The organism is Mucilaginibacter gotjawali, from assembly GCF_002355435.1.
Taxonomy (GTDB): domain Bacteria; phylum Bacteroidota; class Bacteroidia; order Sphingobacteriales; family Sphingobacteriaceae; genus Mucilaginibacter; species Mucilaginibacter gotjawali.
The window spans coordinates 2,878,220-2,898,260 of record NZ_AP017313.1 but is presented as its reverse complement, the minus strand read 5'-3'; the positions used below and the strand labels follow the sequence as shown (position 1 = coordinate 2,898,260).

Annotated in this window: 17 protein-coding genes; 7 read left to right on the top strand and 10 right to left on the bottom strand. The window is 42.0% G+C overall.

Annotation, left to right across the window (positions count from 1 at the left end; genetic code table 11):
- Positions 1–24 precede the first annotated feature (24 nt).
- Positions 25–1,170 (bottom strand): IS481 family transposase, encoded by a 1,146-nt coding sequence (locus MgSA37_RS12905; RefSeq protein ID WP_096352439.1) that lies wholly within the window; start codon positions 1,168–1,170, stop codon positions 25–27.
- A 320-nt stretch (positions 1,171–1,490) separates the two neighbouring features.
- Here MgSA37_RS12905 and MgSA37_RS12900 point away from each other — a divergent pair, with 320 nt between their 5' ends.
- Positions 1,491–1,997, top strand: a complete 507-nt coding sequence (locus MgSA37_RS12900) for a DUF4251 domain-containing protein (RefSeq protein WP_096352438.1) — start codon at positions 1,491–1,493, stop codon at positions 1,995–1,997.
- A 43-nt stretch (positions 1,998–2,040) separates the two neighbouring features.
- Here the strand turns inward: MgSA37_RS12900 and eutC are convergent, their stop codons facing one another.
- Genes eutC through eat form a run of 3 tightly spaced genes read right to left on the bottom strand, consistent with a single transcriptional unit; the run spans position 2,041 to position 5,530 of the window.
- Entirely contained in the window at positions 2,041–2,799 is a 759-nt protein-coding gene (gene eutC, locus MgSA37_RS12895) for an ethanolamine ammonia-lyase subunit EutC (protein ID WP_232010854.1), read from the bottom strand.
- Between the two features lie 2 nt (positions 2,800–2,801).
- Positions 2,802–4,178: an ethanolamine ammonia-lyase subunit EutB gene (locus MgSA37_RS12890; RefSeq protein ID WP_096352435.1), complete on the bottom strand. Its 1,377-nt coding sequence runs from the start codon at positions 4,176–4,178 to the stop codon at positions 2,802–2,804.
- On the bottom strand, positions 4,175–5,530 hold the full coding sequence (eat, locus tag MgSA37_RS12885; RefSeq protein WP_096352433.1) for an ethanolamine permease: 1,356 nt from the start codon (positions 5,528–5,530) through the stop codon (positions 4,175–4,177). Before eat ends, MgSA37_RS12890 begins: the two co-directional genes overlap by 4 nt.
- A gap of 351 nt (positions 5,531–5,881) precedes the next feature.
- Here eat and MgSA37_RS12875 point away from each other — a divergent pair, with 351 nt between their 5' ends.
- Both MgSA37_RS12875 and MgSA37_RS12870 read left to right on the top strand, forming a co-directional pair.
- Entirely contained in the window at positions 5,882–6,163 is a 282-nt protein-coding gene (locus MgSA37_RS12875) for an RNA-binding protein (protein ID WP_096352430.1), read from the top strand.
- Positions 6,164–6,183: 20 nt separating this feature from the next.
- Positions 6,184–6,543 (top strand): hypothetical protein, encoded by a 360-nt coding sequence (locus MgSA37_RS12870; protein WP_096352429.1) that lies wholly within the window; start codon positions 6,184–6,186, stop codon positions 6,541–6,543.
- Between the two features lie 117 nt (positions 6,544–6,660).
- Here MgSA37_RS12870 and MgSA37_RS12865 read toward each other — a convergent pair whose 3' ends face one another.
- On the bottom strand, positions 6,661–7,593 hold the full coding sequence (locus MgSA37_RS12865; RefSeq protein ID WP_197706131.1) for a sugar phosphate isomerase/epimerase family protein: 933 nt from the start codon (positions 7,591–7,593) through the stop codon (positions 6,661–6,663).
- A 183-nt stretch (positions 7,594–7,776) separates the two neighbouring features.
- Positions 7,777–9,522 (bottom strand): hypothetical protein, encoded by a 1,746-nt coding sequence (locus MgSA37_RS12860; protein ID WP_096352426.1) that lies wholly within the window; start codon positions 9,520–9,522, stop codon positions 7,777–7,779.
- 250 nt (positions 9,523–9,772) lie between these two features.
- On the opposite strand from MgSA37_RS12860, the gene MgSA37_RS12855 reads away from it, so the two are divergent.
- From MgSA37_RS12855 to MgSA37_RS12845, 3 genes are all read left to right on the top strand, one after another.
- Positions 9,773–10,729: a protein-glutamine glutaminase family protein gene (locus tag MgSA37_RS12855; RefSeq protein WP_096352425.1), complete on the top strand. Its 957-nt coding sequence runs from the start codon at positions 9,773–9,775 to the stop codon at positions 10,727–10,729.
- A gap of 682 nt (positions 10,730–11,411) precedes the next feature.
- Positions 11,412–12,248: a DNA/RNA non-specific endonuclease gene (locus MgSA37_RS12850; RefSeq protein ID WP_096352423.1), complete on the top strand. Its 837-nt coding sequence runs from the start codon at positions 11,412–11,414 to the stop codon at positions 12,246–12,248.
- Positions 12,249–13,273: 1,025 nt separating this feature from the next.
- Positions 13,274–14,497 carry a DUF4249 domain-containing protein gene (locus MgSA37_RS12845; RefSeq protein WP_096352421.1) on the top strand — a complete coding sequence of 408 codons (1,224 nt, stop codon included), beginning with the start codon at positions 13,274–13,276 and terminating at the stop codon, positions 14,495–14,497.
- Between the two features lie 37 nt (positions 14,498–14,534).
- Here the strand turns inward: MgSA37_RS12845 and MgSA37_RS12840 are convergent, their stop codons facing one another.
- The 4 genes from MgSA37_RS12840 to MgSA37_RS12825 all read right to left on the bottom strand — a co-directional run bounded on the left by MgSA37_RS12840 (position 14,535) and on the right by MgSA37_RS12825 (position 18,683).
- Positions 14,535–15,722, bottom strand: a complete 1,188-nt coding sequence (locus tag MgSA37_RS12840) for an L-lactate MFS transporter (protein ID WP_096352420.1) — start codon at positions 15,720–15,722, stop codon at positions 14,535–14,537.
- A gap of 334 nt (positions 15,723–16,056) precedes the next feature.
- A complete protein-coding gene (locus tag MgSA37_RS12835; protein WP_096352418.1) occupies positions 16,057–16,806 on the bottom strand; it encodes an ABC transporter ATP-binding protein in 750 nt (249 codons plus the stop codon).
- 36 nt (positions 16,807–16,842) lie between these two features.
- Complete coding sequence (locus MgSA37_RS12830; protein ID WP_096352417.1) at positions 16,843–17,712, bottom strand: ABC transporter permease; 870 nt, start codon at positions 17,710–17,712, stop codon at positions 16,843–16,845.
- On the bottom strand, positions 17,712–18,683 hold the full coding sequence (locus MgSA37_RS12825; RefSeq protein ID WP_232010853.1) for an ABC transporter substrate-binding protein: 972 nt from the start codon (positions 18,681–18,683) through the stop codon (positions 17,712–17,714). The genes MgSA37_RS12830 and MgSA37_RS12825 overlap by 1 nt, the downstream gene beginning before the upstream one ends.
- 111 nt (positions 18,684–18,794) lie before the next feature.
- Here MgSA37_RS12825 and MgSA37_RS12820 point away from each other — a divergent pair, with 111 nt between their 5' ends.
- Entirely contained in the window at positions 18,795–19,940 is a 1,146-nt protein-coding gene (locus MgSA37_RS12820) for a methionine aminotransferase (RefSeq protein ID WP_096352415.1), read from the top strand.
- Positions 19,941–20,041 lie beyond the last annotated feature (101 nt).

The window sequence follows — 20,041 nt, the reverse complement described above, 5'->3', positions numbered from 1 at the left end:
ACTTGATCTGACAGTCGGGTGGTTTTAAAGATTGTCAGATGGAATTTGTGAATATAATATTTTCTCGTCTAAATGCATTGACTCAGATTCTTCTGAGCCCTTTTTGTGAGGGCTCTGAAGAATCTGGTCTTCGGCGAGTCTCTCCAATAACTTTTCCTGGGCCATCGGAATACTGCTGGTGAAAGTTTGCATCGGTGTTTTACCGAAGCAGTACTTGCCACTGTGAGTCCTTTCATTGTTGTAGTTATACATCCACCTGTCCAGATCAGCTTGCAATTCAGCTATGCTTCTGTATATTTTTTTGCGAAACGCAATTGCATAAAACTCATCCTGAATGGTCCGGTGGAACCGTTCGCAAATACCATTGGTCTGCGGGCTTTTGGCTTTAGTTTTGGTATGGTCGATGTCTTCGATTGCCAGGTATAACTGATACTCATGTTGTTCCCTTGCACCGCAATATTCGGTCCCTCTATCGGTCAGTACCCTCAATAAACGGAGTTCGTGTTGCTCATAAAAAGGCACAACTTTATCATTAAGCATTTCTGCCGCAACCAGTGCATTTTTACGGTCATACAGTTTGGTAAAGGCTACTTTAGCGTAGGTATCAATAAATGTCTGTTGGTAAATATGGCCGACACCTTTAATGTTGCCGACGTAGTAGGTATCCTGAGCACCTAAGTAACCGGGATGATGTGTTTCTATTTCACCATGAGCTTTCTTTTCTTCTTTGGCTTTCTCTAAAGCAATAACCTGCGCTTCTGTCAATACTAATCCTTCTTGTGCTGACTTGGCTTCCAGCGCTTTTAAACGAAGTTTAAAGGTATGCAAATCGTGGCGTAACCAGATACTTCTTACGCCACCGGGAGACACTGATATGCCTTGTTTTTTTAACTCGTTGGAAACCCTTAACTGGCCTAAAGCAGGTTGCTCAATCGCCATCTCAACAACGGCTTTTTCAACGTGTTCTTCCACACGATTCTTTAATACTGGCTTCCTGCGGCTGATTTCCTGAAGGGCCAATTCTCCGCCCTGGTCGTAAAGTTCTTTGAAACGATAGAAACTATCCCGTGAGTAGCCCATTACTTTGCAGGCCTGTGATACGTTTCCTAAATGCTGGGCAAGCTCCAATATGCCCAACTTGTTTTTGATGATCTTCGCTTGTGTTGTCATAATACTAATCTCAGTTACGTGTTTTAATTTTTCGTAACTGTCAGATTAAGTTTTGACTATTTCAACTTAATTAACCCAATTATCATTTAAAGAGCTTTGTTGTTTGCACGTGAAAACAGCATATTCTTTTAAGCGAATCAATTTATTCGCCCCAATTTAACTTAATCAACCTCTTTTATTTAAAGAATTTAGCTTGTTTAAGTTGAATTAGTATAATTAAATTTGAGTAACAATAACTCAATCAACCTACCCGATAACTATCGGGTCAACTAATAATATTCACCATACTAAAAACGTTTTATTAAAACAAACCTTTAGTTATGAAACGGTTACTCAACATATTGGTGCTGCTTGCAATTGTTTCGGGCAGTTTCAATTTAAGCTTCGGACAAAACCCCAAAAAAGCAGCCAGGCAGGCAGCCATCAAAAATATGGTTGACAGTATCAGGTTTTATTTTAATGCGGAATATGCTCTGCCGCAACGGGGTGGTATGAAAAATCTAACGTCAATTTATGATGTAAAGATAACTAAAGACAGCATTAATGCTTTTTTGCCATATTACGGGCAAGCTTATATGGCGCCCGATCCTGGTACCACAGAAGGCGGCATCAAGTTTATATCTACTAATTTTAGCTATAAAGTAAACCCGGGTAAAAAAGGCGGTTGGGAAATTATCATCAAACCGAAAGACCACGACATTTCCAACTGGCGCGATGTACAGCAAATGATACTCAATATTTCGCCCGATGGTTATGCCACCTTATCGGTCATCAGTACCAACCGCGACCCGATCTCCTTCCAGGGCAATATCATTGCAAAAGAGTAGAAATTAGTCCGAGAGTCGGGAAAGTTTGAAAGTGGAACATTGATTAATGACCAATAGCTCCAATGATTAAATCATCCTTCAGTGCTATCCCTGAAAACTTCCGTTTGAAGGCTTCCATTACCAGGTAAAATATTTTTTCGGCCGCAGGTTTGGCTTTTAGGCCCTGCGGCCGGATATTTGAAATGCAATTGCGGGATTCATCCGTTAAACCTGGCCTGGGGCCGTAGGTTAAATAAGCGCCCATACTATCCGCAGCACTTAATCCGGGGCGTTCGCCAATCAGTATGAGCAAAAGTTTCGCATTCAGCCCAAATCCTATATCATCGCCAACAGCTACCCTGCCCTGTTCAACCAGGCACAATGGCGCTATTTTTAATTTAGCCGATTGAATTTTAGGTACCAGGATCTTTAACAGATCGACTGCGTTTTCATTTACGGCTTCGGCGGAAAGACCGTCCGCAATGACGATGGCAATATCATACTCCTGGTTGTGGTCTTTTAACTGCTGTTCCGACACTTCATCTAATTGCCGGCCATGATCCGGCCTTTTTAAATATTTATGACGGCTTAACGCTTTACTGTGAAGGTGTAATACGGGTAAATTAAGAGTTTTAAAACTACTAACCAGTCCCTCAGTATCTAATACCGAATAAACAGCATCGCGGGCATGGGCGTGAGCCAGCTTAAATTGCAGCGTTTCCTTTATGGGGATGCTGGTGCCGGCCCTGCCAATGGCGATTCGGGCAGCGGTGAACTGCTTTAAAGGCGTTAATGGATCGGGTACAACTATTTTCTTACTCACTTTTATAAAATACCTGATAACAATTTATGAGATGGGTTTACCTTCAATAGCTGCCCACTGTCATCTACTATACCTTGCTTAAAAAGCCATTGTTCAAATTCGGGCGCAGGACGATATCCTAAAACCTTCCTCAAATATAAGGCATCGTGAAAGGACGTGGACTGGTAATTAAGCATAATATCGTCTGAACCGGGGATACCCATAATAAAATTACAACCCGCGACGCCCAAAAGCGTGAGCAGGTTATCCATATCGTCCTGGTCGGCTTCGGCATGGTTGGTGTAGCAAATATCAACGCCCATGGGTAAACCCAGCAGTTTTCCGCAGAAATGATCTTCCAGTGCGGCCCGGATAATTTGCTTCCCATCATATAAATATTCAGGCCCGATGAAGCCTACTACTGTATTGACCAACAGTGGTTTATATTTTCTGGCAACAGCATATGCGCGCGCCTCAACGGTTTGCTGATCAACGCCAAGATGGGCATTGGCTGACAGTTCGCTGCCCTGGCCGGTTTCAAAATACATCACGTTTTGGCCGATGGTGCCACGGTTCAAAGAAAGCGTTGCCCGGTAAGCTTCATCAATGAGTGCCAGGTTAATGCCGAAGCTGGAATTACAAAGTTCCGTCCCTCCGATAGATTGAAAACAGAGATCAACAGGCGCACCGCTATTAATTAACTGCAGCGTGGTAGTGAGATGGCTTAAAACGCATGACTGTGTCGGGATTTCAAACTGCTGCCGTACCGTGTCGACCAGCTTTAACAGGTTCAATACCGCTGCGGGGCTATCCGTCGCGGGGTTAATGCCGATCACCGCATCACCGCTGCCGTAAAGCAAGCCGTCAATCATGCTGGCAGCTACGCCCTTAAGATCATCTGTCGGGTGGTTAGGTTGCAAACGGGTGGAGAAATGCCCCTTCAAACCAATGGTATTGCGAAACCGAGTAACCACTTCACATTTTTTTGCTACCGCAATCAAATCCTGGTTCCGCATCAGTTTGGATACTGCGGCCGCCATTTCTGGAGTAATACCTGCTTCAATACTCTTTAAAACCGCTGTATCTACTTCATCACTCAGCAGCCAATCGCGGAATTCGCCAATCGTTAAACTACCGATTGTATTAAATGCTGTAACATCATGACTATCAATAATTAACCGGGTTATCTCATCGCTTTCATAGGGAATGACCGCTTCGTTTAAAAATGCTTGCAGGGGCACATCTGCCAGGGCGATCTGTGCTGCAACGCGTTCTTCGTAACTATCGGCACAAATACCCGCAAGCACATCCCCTGTACGATAGGGTGATGCTTTTGCCATGACGGTTTTCAGGTCGGCGAAGCGGTAATTTATGTTCCTTACTTTAAAGCTATAGCTCATTTTGCGGCGGATGTGATCACTTCGGCTGTTTCAAGCAGCACATCATCAATTATTTTTATTTTATGCTTACCCATCAGCATAAATATAGCAATTACTACCACCAGGCCGGCAAAAAAACCAAGGGCCAATACAGGATAAAACCAAATCATGGCAAAAAAGGTAACGGCACATATAATTAAAGCGATAGCGGGGAATAAAGGGTACACAGGCGCTTTGAAAGGGCGCTCTAAACCGGCTTCTTTTTTGCGAAGGATAAAAAGGCTCACCATACTCAGCATATACATCAGTACGGCACCCATTACTGATATATACACAATCTGGTCGGCTTTGCCAGTAAAAAGCGCTATAAAGCTGATCAGGCCGCCGGCTACCAGCGCCCAATGAGGTGTTTTAAAGCGATGACTGAGGCGTGAAAGAAAACGCGGCATATATCCGCTTCGCGCCATTGCAAAAACCTGCCTGGAGGATGCCAGTATGGTGCCATGGAAAGATGCGATCAAACCAAACAAACCTATACCGGCAAATATGCGGGTTAAATTGCTTTGATTACCCAGTGCAAAACGTATGGCCTCGGGCAGCGGGTCAGAGACATCGCTCAGTTTGTGCCAGTCGGTGATGCCGCCGGTGAGGATCATTACCCCAAAAGCAAGGACGATCAGTGTGCCCAATGCCGAAATATAGCCTTTGGGAATATTTTTTTCGGGCTCTTTTACCTCCTCGGCTACCATAGCCACGCCTTCTATGGCCAGGTAAAACCAAACGGCGTATGGCAGTGCTGCAAAAACACCCGACCAGCCAAAAGGCATGGGATGGCTCATAAAATTAGCCATTTTAAAGTGCGGCGAAACGATGCCCATAAACAGCAACAATTCAGCAACCGCCAAAACCGTTACAAAAACCGAGAATATGGCCGATTCTTTTACCCCAAGGTAATTGATGACGATAAATACGACATTAAAAAACAACGCCGAGTATAAGGGCGGAATAAACGGCCATAAAAAATTGAGGTAAGTACCCAATGCAATGGCTATTGCAGGGGTTGCAAACAAAAAATCTATCAATGTGGCATAACCGGCAATTAGCCCGCCAAATGGGCCCATCGCGCGGTATGCATAAGCAAATGCGCCCCCAGCGTGCGGGATGGCGGCAGTAAGTTCGGTATAGCTAAAAATAAAGGTGATGTACATGATGGTGATGACAACCGTAGCAATCAAAAAACCAATGGTGCCTGAAACCTTCCAGCCAAAGTTCCAGCCAAAATATTCGCCGGATATTACCAAACCTACTGCAATTGCCCACAAATGGACGGGTTTTAACACTCTTTTTAATTGCTCAGTTTTGGTATTTGCCATGTATGCTTTTTAAACGTTTTAAGGCCGCTTTAAAATAGCCAAAGGAAGCCTTAATTCAAAGCAAAAAATTTAAAAAACAGCAACAACCCGTAATGCCGGTACGTAAAAGAGTTAGCAACCATAGTTTGGGAACCCGACTTCTTAACAATTTCATTTATTAAAACCGGTTGCTTGCAATTAAAACCTTTATTATCAGTATTTAAAAAATTATAGGGTGTTTTCACAAATGTTAAAAAAAAATCGCCAGATGTTACATAATAGTCGTAAATTTCGTACAATAAATTAATAAAACACCTTTGCCGTTTTGGTGTTAACACTATAGTAAAAACAGGTTAATTTATTATAAACAACATGCTTTATATAACAGTTCCATCGGATGGCCCATCAAAACTAACTTTCTCCTTATTTGAAAGTTATGACATACCGGCACCGGTTAGCGGCGCCGATGCCGAGATCAATAACAACCTGATCCTGAAGTTTGAGGACGAGGAAGAAGCGGTTGTTTATGCAACGCAACTGGAAAACCTGGCAAATGAATTAAATGACAAAACGACTACGCAATATTTGTCAATAAATGATATTATTGTTGCTATATGGAACGATGAATTTGTACAGAGCTATCAAAGTAAATAAATGATAAATTTTTAAAAATTATGTTACGCATCAATCTACCTCCAACCGGCCCAACCCGTGTAACCTTCGCTGATTTCAGGAAATACCGCTTGCCTATTCCATCAAAAGGCATTAAAGAACGTGGTAAAAAAGAAACCGTACTGCAATTTGATAACGAAGACGAAGCGGTTATTTATGCCGATCACCTTGAAGAAATTGTAACCAGCGTAAGCAAAAACTCGCCTGAAAGGAATATCCTGAGGGATATGGTAACTGCCATCCGCAATGATGACACGATCCGGAATTATTTGGAATATTCTTCCATCTATACCTGGGTAAAAAACCGTGTAAAAACTATCCGTATGGCGATCAAACCTTCGGCTTCGTTTTTGAAAAACTGATATAGAAGAGGCGAAAGGTTAAAGGCTAAAGGTTTTTGGCTTTCAGCAATTTTGCTGCAAGTTAGTAAACTTACAGCTTTTAACTTTTTACCCATCCTTTCACCTTTCACCTTTCACCTACGCCTTCAGCGTACCGGTAATATAATCATAACTGCTTTTTATACTGGCATAGGCGTCTTTAGGCATATCATGTTCTACAAAAAAGTGCTGCATGCCTGCAATTTGCTGGTTCTCAAAAATCCTTTTAAAATCAACAATACCACTGCCAACAGGTGCAGGCCCTGCCTTCGCAGCATCCAGGTCCTTGACATGCCATAGCGGGAACCTGCCCGGATTGGCTTTAAATAATTCAACCGGATCTTTTCCGGCCTTGGTAACCCAGCACAGATCAAGCTCCATTTTTACATTATTAGGGTCAGTTTCGGTCAAAAGCAAATCATAAGGCGCTTTGCCATCAACTGCAACAAATTCCATATCGTGGTTATGGTAGCAAAACTGCATACCGGCTTTTTTAGCCGCTTCGCCGGTTTTATTTAAAACCTCGATGGTTGCTTTAGTTTCTTCCAGCGTAGCTGTTGGCGAGTTAGCGCAAACCAGGTAAGCTACACCACCTGCTGCGGCATCGTCCACCAGCTGCTGCATATTGTCTTTAAGGTTAAGCATGGTTGGCATTACCATAGGTTTGCCATCTGCCCCTACCGGCATTTTATAGCCTTTTGGCAGCTTAAACGGCGCGCCGATGACGTGGTGCGATTGCCATGTCATGCCCAGGTCGTTTACCATGGCTTTAAACTCCTGCGGTTTCAAACCATAATAGCCGCCTTTTTTACTGAATGCCGATTCCATTTCTTTATAGCCGATTGCGGCAATTTTGGTTAAGGTGCCTTTAACATCATCGTCAATAATACCGAAAAAGGTAAAAAGCTGCAGCCCTACCGCGTGCGGCGGCCTGAAATTGAGTAAGGAAGAGGCTTTGCCTGATAATGCCATACTGCCTAATGCCAGCGTGCCCGCACTCTGCAAAAATTTGCGCCTGTTTAAATTCATCATGTTTGTTTAGTTTTAGTTGGTTTACCGTAAAACTAATTGATTGGATTGAGAATTGGAAATTTTATTGTGTTGAATTGACACAATAAGGAAAAAATACATTGTCTTTTATATCCCCCGCAGTCAATGTCCCAACAGGCTGCTATCATGGTTGTCTGTGGGGACACAGAGCACGGGGTGAAAATTTCACCACTTTACAACGTCGCGCATAGGATGGCCTGGTAGTGGCGTGAAATTTTTTAATACCACAGTAATTTTAGCCTTAATCGGCATTCGTTTTTTCGGATGATCTTTATCAAGGTATCTTTTCAAAGATTGTATTTGATTATGTATTTCGTTGTAAATGCGCTGACTTGACGATAATTGATGTTGTTCTATATAAGATTTTAAAAAAATCATTGTTTCGACCACATAATCAAAAGTGCGTTTACATACCGCGTTTTCAAAATAGCTTTCGGACAAGTGTCTGGCAATTGCTGCCCAAACATTCAATGTTTCGGGGAATAAGAGTTCTTTATATTGAAGCTTTATAGTGAAGTCACTAAACATTGTCATTATGTTTTGTAAATACAGTTTCTCGCCCCTTGCAAATTTGGCCATGTCAGCAGATTCCATATCAAAGGATGATAAGAGCATTTCGAATTTATTTTGCTTCAAGGCCTTTTCTTCATTTTCTATTCGTGTCCGCAAAATGTGTTCGAGTAAATATGCTTCTTGGTATGGCCCTAAGTGCTTGTATTCACCATTGATGATGGTTGACTTTAAGTGTCGGAGTTCCGAACTGCACGAGCTAAATAGTTCTCTGTCGGCTAAGTCGATGGAATCTGATTGGATGCTAAAAAGGTCCATGATGAAACCTGTTATGTGATCCCATTGAATACTCTCATCAACAAAATGTGGCATGTTATCATTGTTTTCGTATAGCCAATACAAATCATTTATTTTATCTTGTGTAGGACAATTAAGTGTCAAATTGCGTTCAAAGCTTTTAGATAAAACATAAACCCCTTTATACAATGGCTCATTTAAATTATTCCGCTTCAAAAAGCTTATATAGTTGCTTACATAAAAATCAAGTTCTTGAAAATACATAAGTGGAATTGCTTTAGTAGCAGCATATTCATATAATTGCTCAACACATTCCCATACTGTATTGAAATATTGTATGTTTTGGACCCGTAGTGCTTCGTTATGCGCTGATTCCCACAAAAAGCAGAGCGCATCGACTACATTGTGCGTGCGCCTTCTGCTGGCACCTTTATTTATCAATTCGATTGCTTTTTCATTTAATGCAAGTAAAATATTTGTATAGGATTCATAATCGTGCTCTCTTATAAAAATGATGAGTTGCTGGCGGATTCTTATTAACCTTTTATTACTATCGTTGAATGAAAAGTTCTCAAACTGTAGGCGTAATACTTCATGAATATTTTCTATGGATAAAGCGTTGATCTCATTAAATGTTCGCTTAAAAGAATCGGTAATCGCCAAAATATTCCTAATCGCCGGGAACAACCCAGCTATGAAAGCGAAATAAAGGAAAATTAAATAATAGCCTATAGTAAGCGTGCTTACTTCATTAAAGCTTTTAATTTGGATGAACGAAAGCACAGAACACAGTAAAATAAATGTAAACAGTGATACAATCCATTTTACTGTTGTATTACTTAAAATATCCTCTTTGCTCCTGATAAATTCACGTTTCGTAATATCAAAGGCCAGCAAAATCACGGCTATTACGATGCCTATAATAGAGGCAATTGAACTGATCATTAGGCCAAATAAATCATGCGGTGTAATTGCTTCTAAATCAAGATAATCTGGTATAAATCCTGTTCGTACTTTCTCAAAAAGAATGAAAAGCGCAACAAAGATTAAAATGAAGCCATTTTTTACTGCGAAGATGATCCATGTATAAATTATTTTGTTCATTAGACCCTATGTATTTGTCGATGAAATAGTTTACAATTTATAAATAAAAACCTACTCCCCCAATTCTGGCGCGAGAATCCGCGTAAAGTCCCAAAGATCTTGATTTCTCAGGCCCCGCTGACAGGTCTTTACGCAGATTCGCGCCTGAGGAGACCTTATTATCGATATTGTTTTTTGAATAACCAAAAAATAACATATATCTTTCTATTTTAAATATATGATTATCAATCACTAACCTAACCCAACCGTTATGAAAGCTTTTCTTCTATTTGTTTTTTCCTTTTTGGTATTATTTGCGAAAGCTCAGCCAGAATATTTTGATATTGAAAAAAACTTCCCTTGTAATACCTGCGGAGCGAACTACCACCCAACCATCGATTTGAAAGAAATAAAAGTTTATGACTTAGCGACCGTCACAAAGGTTTTTGACAGTATATCCTATCACCTAAATATTGAATTTAATTATCCACAAGGGGGATGTCAACAAAGGGCTCAAATAATGTCTATGTTTTTAACAAAAAAATTCAATATACAACATGCAAAAATCTGGTTATTCGCACCTATTGATCTCAATTTCAACGACAACCAAACTCTATTTGTTAATGATAAAAATGAATTATCTCCCAATAATACCATTTCATGGAACTATCACGTAGCTCCGGTAGTTTTAGTTAAGCAAAACAACCGGATTGATACCGTCGTAATTGACCCATCGATTTGTCGCGATAAGGCAGTCAGTTTTTCAACATGGCTGAAGCTTATTGGAAACAGCAACATTAGTAAGTTTACTTTTTTGCAATCGGATTTATATTTTTTTAATGTCCAACTCAATAAAGACGGGAGTCTTTCTAACGTTATAAATGGCTATTTTTATAATTTCAGCAATCCCGTGAAAGACAATTTAACGCTGGAAAAGGGACTAGCGATTAATGACATGGCTGTCATCATCAATAAAAAATATATTAAACCACTTACTCATTCCCACTCCCAAGCAGACATACAAAAACTTAATGATCTTAAAGCTATATTCGGAAACGCTACTGCGTTAGATTTTTTATTTTCTCAAAATAGCAGTGGCAGATCTAACAATACTTCAAACCGTTTCGTCATGACAACTTATAGCGATATTATGATAGATGCTAAAGCGCTATTTACCAACCGTGTAAGCTATTGGGCAAGGATTACAACTACCCTTTTGTCAAATTGATCGCTGGATATTTGAAAAAACACATGCTTTTTATGACAGTAGTTCGCAGAAAAAACGGAAACAACCCGCAAAATTTGGCTAAAGCCTTAATTGATTACCTCTTTACCCGTCTGTTAAAACCAACGGCAATGAAAGTAAAATAGCACATTAATCATTGCCGTCCCTTTTAAGGGGCGGATGGGTAAACAAAGCGCCGGGGGCTTTAGCCAAAACAAGCTGGTTGGCGCCAATATGATTTCCCCAATTCTGGCGCGAGAATCCGCGTAAAGGCCTAAAGAGGTGGACTTCTCGTGCCCCGCTGACAGGTCGCCACCATAAAGGCTTGTACGATTTGCATTATACGGCTTGCCTGGTTTGATTGAGCCTTTGGTACAATGACCGAATAGTTTGCTACCTGGCAGCCGGGCACGAGAAGGTCGACGCGGCAGGCCTTTACGCGGATTCTCGCGCCAGAAAAAGGAGGAACGCAATACCCTGCGGAATTTGGCTAAAGCCGTACTTTAATACTTCTTTTACCCGTCGGTTGAAACCGACGGCAATGAATACAATATATTGTAGTTATTATTCACTGCCCAGGCTTAACAGAGACAACAACCTCCAATTTAAAAATACCAACCGCGAAAAAATATTTATTTTCGCCGCGCCGGTTATGGCCATTGGTATTTAATATCTGCATCAAAAAATGTACAAAAAGCTATCCCTGTTTGTTGCCTGCACTATATTAGTGGTTATATCGGCCTGTAATCAACATACTCACCAGCAAACAGATGATGGAAATATGGCATTGGGAAACCCAAGCAATGCGCAGTACAACAGGTTAAGCCCGGATAATTACCTTATTGATCATAAATATTATATTGAAAGCTATAACAACAGTAAAGCCGAACCTAATTGGGTAAGCTGGCATATTGCTGCCAAAGATTTGGGGAGTACCGACAGATTAAATGATTTCAGGCCGGATACCAACCTGCCTCCCGGATGGTACGAGGCCGATAATACCGCGTACAGGCGATCAGGTTTTGATAAAGGGCATAACTGCCCCAGCGGCGACCGCACAAGTTCTCCAGATGCTAATTCAGCTACGTTTTTAATGGACAACATCATCCCGCAGGCCCCTAAAAATAACGAACATGTTTGGGAGCACCTGGGAAGTTATTGCCGCAACAAAGTAAAAACCGGCAACGAAGTTTACGTGATCATGGGTAACTATGGCAGCGGCGGCAACGGCCGGAATGGGTATAAAACAACTATAGCAGACGGCAGGATCAATGTACCGGCGCACATATGGAAAGTGGTGGTCATTATCCCGGATGGCGACGATGATTTGCAGCGGATGGATGAAAGCACCCAGGTTATCGCTATAGACACACCTAATGATAATGATGTCAGCAATAACTGGATGGACTATTTATGCAGCATTAAAACTATTGAAAATGCAACGGGTTACCAACTTTTAACCTCTTTGCCGCCGGCAGTAAGAACTTCCCTTGAGAATAAAACATTTAAAGGCGGTAATTAAAAAGGCGTGTTGTTTAACGCTTACCGATTCCCGCGGCTGAAAAAGCTTAGTCAATCTGCAAGATCTGACTAAAGCCGCGCTTTGATGATTCTTTACCCGTCGGTTAAAACCGACGGCAATGAAAGTAAAGTAGCGTGCAATTCATTGTCCCCCTTTCACCTTGTCCCCATTTATTATGCGCCGTCGTGCTACCTGTTTGTAGAAATATTAAATGGACAGATCCGCAGGTGCTGCCCTTCGCAAACAAGGCTACAGGCATTATTGTATAAGGGTAGCCGCTATGCGGCACTAAATTATTGCCTTGTTTTATTTCTACAAAGAGGTAGACCCTCCGGGTCAGATTGGCCGGATGGTTATGTTTAACGATGTGGGTACACCACAGGCATTATTGTATAAGGGTAGCCGCTATGCGGCACTAAATGGTAGGCCCTCCGGGTCAGATTGGCCGGATGGTTATGTTTAACGATGTGGGTACACGGTAGCTTTAAGGGACGGGTAAGCAAACTAAGGGATGAGGAGGCCTTAGCCCAAATAAGCTGGCTGGCACCCATATGATTTATAGTTTATCCAAAAAAAATCGGTATATTTGATTCAATCCCAATAGCCCGGCAATGTTTCGGCAGGCTCACCATGACATAAGTGAGTTGAAATTTCTGCAAAAAATATTTTTAATATTTTTTCTCCAATTTTCGACGCTCTTTCTTTGACCTATTTTTATAAATAACTGACCATAAGTTTATTAATAAATAAAAAGTATGATTTTGATTGGTACCCAAAACGCGTTTAGCCTTCGGAATTGGCCAAAAATGTGGTACCCAAAACACATTTAGCCTCCGGAATCGTCAAAAAATCTGGTACCCGAAACGCATTTAGCCTTCGGAAATGGCCAAAAATGTGGTACCCAAAACGCATTTAGCCTACCATATTTCTCAAATTATCTTAAATTAGCGCTTAAATAAACCAACGAAAGCCAATATCCGTTTCCAGGCAAAGTACTACGTATTGGAAATTGCATACAAAATCAGATGAAAAGAGTTAATTACCTGTTGTTTATACTGGTAGCGATGGTTGCGGCTTGCCGCAAACCATACAATCCGCCGCCGGTAAGCGATACTAATGGTTACCTGGTGGTTGAAGGTACCATCAACAGCGGCGCTGATTCAACTTTTATAAAAGTGAGCCATACGGTTAATGTTGCCAGCAAAGTTACCTTGAACCCGGTGCTGAATGCTGTTTTAACAGTGGAGGGCGATCAGAATACCACCTACCCATTAACCGAAAAAGGTAATGGAATGTATGCCTGCGCAGGTTTAAACCTGAATAACGCGTACAAATACCGTTTGAACATTAAAACTGCTGAAAACAAACAATATGTTACCGATTATATGGCGATACTAAATGCGCCGCCTATTGACAGTGTTAACTATGACACTAAAGGCACTGTATTTACCCCCGGCGTAAATGTTTATGTAAATACCCATGATGCCACCAACAAAGTAGTTTACTACCGCTGGGATTACCAGGAAACCTGGCTATTTCATGCCAATTTTGAATCCCTTTTTAAATCGAACGGCGACACCGTACTAGGTCGGGACATGCTTAACGATAACATTTACTCCTGCTGGCAAACGGATACATCGAGTTCAATTTTGTTGGGCTCATCGGCCAAATTATCAAAAAACGTTATTTTTCAGCAGCCATTAACTTCTATCGCCTCTACCAGTGAGAAGGTGGAAGATGAATACAGCATCCTGGTGAAGCAGTATGCCCTAACTGCGGATGCCTATAATTTTTATACCAACCTGAAAAAGAATACCGAGCAATTAGGCAGTATTTTCGATGCGCAACCTTCGCAGCTGATCGGTAACATCCATTCAGTTAACAACCCATCGGAGCCGGTAATTGGCTATGTTGGGGTTGGTAGCAGCTCAAGTGTACGGATCTATATCCACAACCAGCAATTGCCCGCCTGGAAGACCATCCCCTATTATACAGATTGCCAACTCGCCTTTAACCAGCCAAACGACCCGAACACAAAATGCTGTTATTATGTTTGGCCCCCCGGCCCCCCAAACCAGGTTAATGCTTACATTAATTATTTAGTTGGCGGCGATCCGAACCCTTTGATCCCGATTGATGCCATAGCGGTACCCGGGCACCCGCCGATTGGTTATACGGCGGCATTCAGGCAATGTGCCGATTGCACTTTGAGAGGAACAAACAAAAAGCCGGCATTCTGGAAATATTAATACCATGATGCCCTAATTATTCAATCTTCAGGGGTAGTCAAAGCGACGGATTGCCCCTTAGTTTACCTTTCAATAAAACCAATAGTACGCCTGTAAATGCTAATATACCTGCAAAAATATAAAATATGAGCTGGTAGTTGCTGGTGCGGGATATCAGCCATGGGCCCGCAAATGCGGCTGCCGACCATGCCAGCAGTACATAACCAAATACGGGGCCCACTTTATCTGCGCCATAAATGTCTTTTATAAAAGCAGGCATAGTGGCAAAAGCGCCGCCATAGCAACTGATGATCAAAAAGACCATGATTTGAAAAACCATTGCCCCAGGCGTTTGGGCGATCACCAAAAAGCATATGGCCCCTACCACATAAAAGGTCATAAACGTATTCCAGCGTCCTATTTTATCAGAAATAGACGACCAAAATAACCTGCCTAAACCGTTAAATAAACCAATCATGCTTACAAAGGCGATAGCGGCAACTTCGCTCATATGCAATACAGCCTTTGCCATTGGCGCGGCAACCGCAATTAACGCTATTCCGCAGGTAGTATTTAAAAACAACATCAGGAATAAGGCGTAATACCTGACATCGCCTATAATTTCTTTTATCGGCACATTGGCGCCGCCGCTATGGTAATCTTCTACCGATGAAACTTGTTTCGGTGCCGCCAGGTATAGCGAAGCCAGCACCATAAATATAGCGTAAGCTACGGCAAGGAGGTAAAAAGTTACAGGCACGCCAAAATGGATGGTTAAAGGAGAGATCAGCTGCGCTGCAAGAATCGAACCTGCTGCGAAGGACATGATTACCAAACCCGAAGCTAACCCGGGTTTATCAGGAAACCATTTGACCACTATCGAAACCGGTGTGATATAGCCAAAGCCAAGCCCGATACCGGCGATCACCCCGTAAAAAAGAAAAAATAAAGGCAGGGAGCCTATGCTGTTGGCGAAACCGGCACCTGCCAGCCCGGTACAAAATAGCAAAGCTGCCAGCAAGCCGCTTTTTACAGGACCTATTTTTTGCACAAATTTACCCATAAAGGCCGCCGTTAAACCTAAAAAGCAAATAGCCAGGCTAAAAGCTGTCTTCAATTGGTGGGCATCCCAGCCATTCAAGGTTTGTATCGGTTTTATCCAAACACTGTAGGCGTATATAGAGCCTATGCAAAGTTGCAGGGTCATTCCGGCAATGGCCATCAGCCATTTGTTTTTTGTTTCCATTTTCTATCACCTAAATCTGCGCGAATGTACACAGCGGTGAATTTCAAAAATTGATGGCGGTCATTAATTGACCTGACCTTGGTTATAAATTATACCGATTAATTTACAGAGGTAAGAGGATGTTACCAGAACAAGTCTCGATAATGGATGACTCCTAAATTCATAAATGATTTTTCTTTATAAACCCAGGAGATTATGGAAATTATTAGTGTACCCGTTGTGTACACCACAATTTAAAAAACAGAGTTTTTAATGATTGTGCTGAATTTTAGCGTCCACGCACCGATTTTAAAAAAAGAAGCGGTGCGGTCGTCAGCACGTCGGTGAAATCACCTTACCCAAACCAATCAAACAGATCATTTTGCTTTAAGGCGGTTTTCTGTTGGGCATCAAGATCTTTCATTACCAGCCCCTCTCCCATTAAAATCAAACGGTTGCCATAAGTGTAGGCATCTTTTAAATTATGGGTGATCAGGATAGCGGTGAGCCGGTAATCTCTGATCAGTTCTTCAGCAGTTTTCATTACCACCTGCGCCGAACGCGGATCAAGCGCTGCGGTTGGTTCATCCAAAAGCAGCACTTTGCAGCTGTCCATTACGCTCATCAGTAAAGTCAATGCCTGCCGTTGCCCGCCTGACAAGGTGCCCATGGGTTGCTCAATTTTATTTTCCAGGCCAAGGCCAAGGGTCGAGATCTTTTCCCTTACCTGATTTTTAAAGGTATCGTTAATGCCAATGGTTAAACCTTTTGGCCGGGTACGTATGGCTGCTAACCTGAAATTATCAATAATGCTCAGGTCTGATGCCGTACCGCTTACGGGGTTTTGAAAAACACGGGCAATCCACTGGCTGCGCCTGTAATCCGGTAGTTTTGTTACATCCCCGCCATTAATAACAATATTTCCCTGGTTTGGAAAAACACTACCGGCAACCATATCAAGCAAAGTGGTTTTACCTGAACCATTCGAACCAACAATCACCACAAACTCACCCGATTTGATATGCAGATCAATGCCATTAACGGCATTTACCTGGTTTGATCTGCCGGTGTTGAATGTTTTGTGTATGTTGTTGATGTCGATCATGTTTTTATTTCGGAATTCGGAATTTCGATTGTTGAATTATTTTACGGTTCTAAAATTAATCCTTGGTAAACTCACTATTAACAATACAAAAACTGCTGTTACTGCCTTCAGGTAAATTGGGTTAACGCCAATATCCAGCGTAAACGCCAGTACAAACTGAAATATAATTGCACCACCCAACACAAATAATAAACTTAGCCATATTGATGTAAGGCGCAGCCAATTGATAAACGTTTCAGCTATAATAACGGAGCCAAGTCCAATAATTACAACACCAATACCCATACTGACGTCTGCATACCCTTGTTGCTGACTGATCAGGTACCCACTTATTGCAGTTAATGCATTTGCAAGCGCAAGCCCGATGATCTTCATCCTGTCGGTGTTAACGCCAAGGGAACGGATCATTGTTTCGCTATTGCCTGTTGCGCGCATAGCCAGTCCGAAATCAGTTTTAAGAAGATAGCCTATAAAAAGGGTGATGATAATTACAAAGATCAATAATATCCAAAAAGTGTTATGATTAGGATCGGCGCTGATATTAATTAAATTGAACAAGGTCGAAACATTGATTAACGGCAAATTAGATCGCCCCATCAATGCAAGGTAGACAGAGTAAAGGGCAGTCATAACCAGAATTCCGGCTAACAGCGCATGAATCTTTAATTTGGCATGAATTAGCCCGGTTAAAGCCCCTGCCGTGGCACCTGCAATGGCAACGATCGGCAATGTGATGTAGATTGACTGATGATGTGTTAAAAGTATGGCGGTAACAACTGCGCCCAGTGTATAACTGCCGTCAGTTGTGATATCAGGAATATTAAATATCTTCATGGAGATATAAATCCCGAGAGCCAACCCCGAATAACACAAACCCTGCAGTAATGCGGTGAGGTAAAAATCCATTATTTAACAGCTTCGAAATTTGAAGGAACAGTGATGTTGTATTTTTTTGCGGCGGCAGGGTTATAAACTCTCGTTCTGACTTTTACCATTTCCGGTTGCAATCCCCCGGTTGAGTGCGTTTTTAAGAATTGTGCGGCCTGTTCCCCAGCCTGGTAGCCCCATTGGTAAATGTCAGCACCAAATGCTGCAACCGCGCCACGCTGCACCAACCCCGCTTCACTGGTAAAAATCGGCACATTTTTTTGATTACAGCTTTTTAATATCGTTTCAAAAGCGCTGAATACGGTATTATCAGGATTAGCAAAAAAGGCGTCGATATTTTTATTCAATAAAGCCTGCGTTACCAATTGTGCATCCGCCGAAGAATTTAAAGGCAGGGCGATTAATGTAATATTCATTTTATCTGCCAATGACTGAATCCTGTTTTTAGCGTCAACTGATTGCGGTTCCGACTGATTATAAATCATCCCGATGACCAGTTTACCGGCCTTCGGTTTCAGAAATTTGGGAATGTTGGAAAACGAAGTATCAATATAATTCAAGTCCTCCACCGCGCCGAACAGGTTAGCGGGGGCCTTGCCGTCTGCGCCTTCCAGTTTCATCAGTTTCACCACAGGCGAAACCATCATAAAAATCGGTATAGCTTTGGTTTTCTGCGCGGCAGTTATTGACGATAATGTAGTACAGGTGGCCATGAGATCGACTTTTTCGGAAACAAACTGGTTAACGATCTGTGTGAGCGTAGGGATACTTCCCTGCGCGTTGCTATATTCTATTTTAATATTTTTCTGGTCTTCGCTAAATCCATTTTTCTTTAAGGCATCCACAAAGCCGGTACGCGCCGGGGCAATGGAGGCATCTTCAAAAGCATCCACAAAACCTACAACAGGAACAGTTTTTTTGTCGCCTGAGTGGCACGAACAAACAAGAGCGGTAAGCAAAATCAGCGAAAAGTATGTCAATAGCTTCATGGTACTAAGTTATATAAATCAGCTGAAATGCTAAAAGCTAAAAGGCGAAAGCAGAAAGCTTTTTGCTTTTAACCTTACGCTTTTAGCTTTTTTGAGTATTTTTACGCCTGCATGACACCTATCATTTCAAAATTACCCCAAACGGGGACTACTATATTTACTGTAATGTCGGCCCTGGCAAACGAGGTGGGCGCTATAAATTTGTCACAGGGTTTCCCGGATTTTGATACTTCTCCTGAATTGATCAAACTGGTAAATACAGCAATGAAAAAAGGGCATAACCAATACGCCCCAATGCCCGGTGTACAGTCACTGCGCGAACGTATAGCAGAAAAGACCGAAAAACTGTACGGGGCCGTTTATAACCCGGATACGGAGATCACTATTACCGCGGGCGGAACGCAAGCCATATTTACCGCGATCACAGCTGTAATTAACCCCAATGATGAGGTGATTATTTTTGAGCCGGCATTTGATTGTTACGCGCCTGCTATTAAACTGATGGGGGGCATTGTAAAATCGTTGGAACTGGAACCGCCCGATTATCGCATCCCCTGGGATATGGTGAAAAGGCTTATCAACAGCAAAACCAGGATGATCATCCTGAACAGCCCGCATAACCCTACGGCCACTATTCTGCACAAAGAAGATATTGATGAATTAAGCGCTCTCGTAAAAAACCAGGATATCCTAATTCTGAGTGATGAGGTTTACGAACATTTAATTTACGATGGCGAAACGCATCACAGTATGGCCCGGTACCCGGAGTTGCAGCAACGAAGCTTTATAGTGGCGTCATTTGGCAAACCTTTCCATGCCACCGGCTGGAAAGTTGGATATTGTATGGCGCCTGCATTTTTAATGAGCGAGTTCAGAAAAATACATCAATTTTTGGTTTTCAGCGTAAATGCACCGCTGCAATATGCCATTGCAGCGTACTTGAAAGATGAAAATACTTATTTAAGCCTCCCGGAATTTTTTGAAAAAAAACGGGATTATTTCCGGAAAGGATTAGAGCAAACGAAATTTAAATTATTGCCGTGTTCCGGATCCTATTTTCAATCGGTAACCTTTGACGACATTACAAATGAGAAAGATAGCGATTTTTCATTACGGTTAACAAAGGAATTTGGTGTGGCGGCTATACCTACTTCTGCATTTTATACCAAGGGCACTGATCATCATGTTTTGCGTTTTTGTTTCGCCAAAAGGCAAGAAACACTCGATAAAGCCGTTGAAAGATTGTTGAAGATTTAATTTGGTTGATGGACGATGGTCGATGGTCGATGGTCCATAGCCATTTTGGATTAAACTATGATAATTTTTACATAATGAACTTTTGCCATGGACAATGGTCT

Bases quoted from the DNA above. Each gene is read 5' to 3' on its own strand.
- MgSA37_RS12905 (WP_096352439.1), bottom strand. From the start codon at position 1,170: ATGACAACACAAGCGAAGATCATCAAAAACAAGTTGGGCATATTGGAG.
- MgSA37_RS12900 (WP_096352438.1), top strand. From the start codon at position 1,491: ATGAAACGGTTACTCAACATATTGGTGCTGCTTGCAATTGTTTCGGGC.
- MgSA37_RS12890 (WP_096352435.1), bottom strand. From the start codon at position 4,178: ATGAGCTATAGCTTTAAAGTAAGGAACATAAATTACCGCTTCGCCGAC.
- eat (WP_096352433.1), bottom strand. From the start codon at position 5,530: ATGGCAAATACCAAAACTGAGCAATTAAAAAGAGTGTTAAAACCCGTC.
- MgSA37_RS12875 (WP_096352430.1), top strand. From the start codon at position 5,882: ATGCTTTATATAACAGTTCCATCGGATGGCCCATCAAAACTAACTTTC.
- MgSA37_RS12870 (WP_096352429.1), top strand. From the start codon at position 6,184: ATGTTACGCATCAATCTACCTCCAACCGGCCCAACCCGTGTAACCTTC.
- MgSA37_RS12865 (WP_197706131.1), bottom strand. From the start codon at position 7,593: ATGATGAATTTAAACAGGCGCAAATTTTTGCAGAGTGCGGGCACGCTG.
- MgSA37_RS12860 (WP_096352426.1), bottom strand. From the start codon at position 9,522: ATGAACAAAATAATTTATACATGGATCATCTTCGCAGTAAAAAATGGC.
- MgSA37_RS12855 (WP_096352425.1), top strand. From the start codon at position 9,773: ATGAAAGCTTTTCTTCTATTTGTTTTTTCCTTTTTGGTATTATTTGCG.
- MgSA37_RS12850 (WP_096352423.1), top strand. From the start codon at position 11,412: ATGTACAAAAAGCTATCCCTGTTTGTTGCCTGCACTATATTAGTGGTT.
- MgSA37_RS12845 (WP_096352421.1), top strand. From the start codon at position 13,274: ATGAAAAGAGTTAATTACCTGTTGTTTATACTGGTAGCGATGGTTGCG.
- MgSA37_RS12840 (WP_096352420.1), bottom strand. From the start codon at position 15,722: ATGGAAACAAAAAACAAATGGCTGATGGCCATTGCCGGAATGACCCTG.
- MgSA37_RS12835 (WP_096352418.1), bottom strand. From the start codon at position 16,806: ATGATCGACATCAACAACATACACAAAACATTCAACACCGGCAGATCA.
- MgSA37_RS12830 (WP_096352417.1), bottom strand. From the start codon at position 17,712: ATGGATTTTTACCTCACCGCATTACTGCAGGGTTTGTGTTATTCGGGG.
- MgSA37_RS12825 (WP_232010853.1), bottom strand. From the start codon at position 18,683: ATGAAGCTATTGACATACTTTTCGCTGATTTTGCTTACCGCTCTTGTT.
- MgSA37_RS12820 (WP_096352415.1), top strand. From the start codon at position 18,795: ATGACACCTATCATTTCAAAATTACCCCAAACGGGGACTACTATATTT.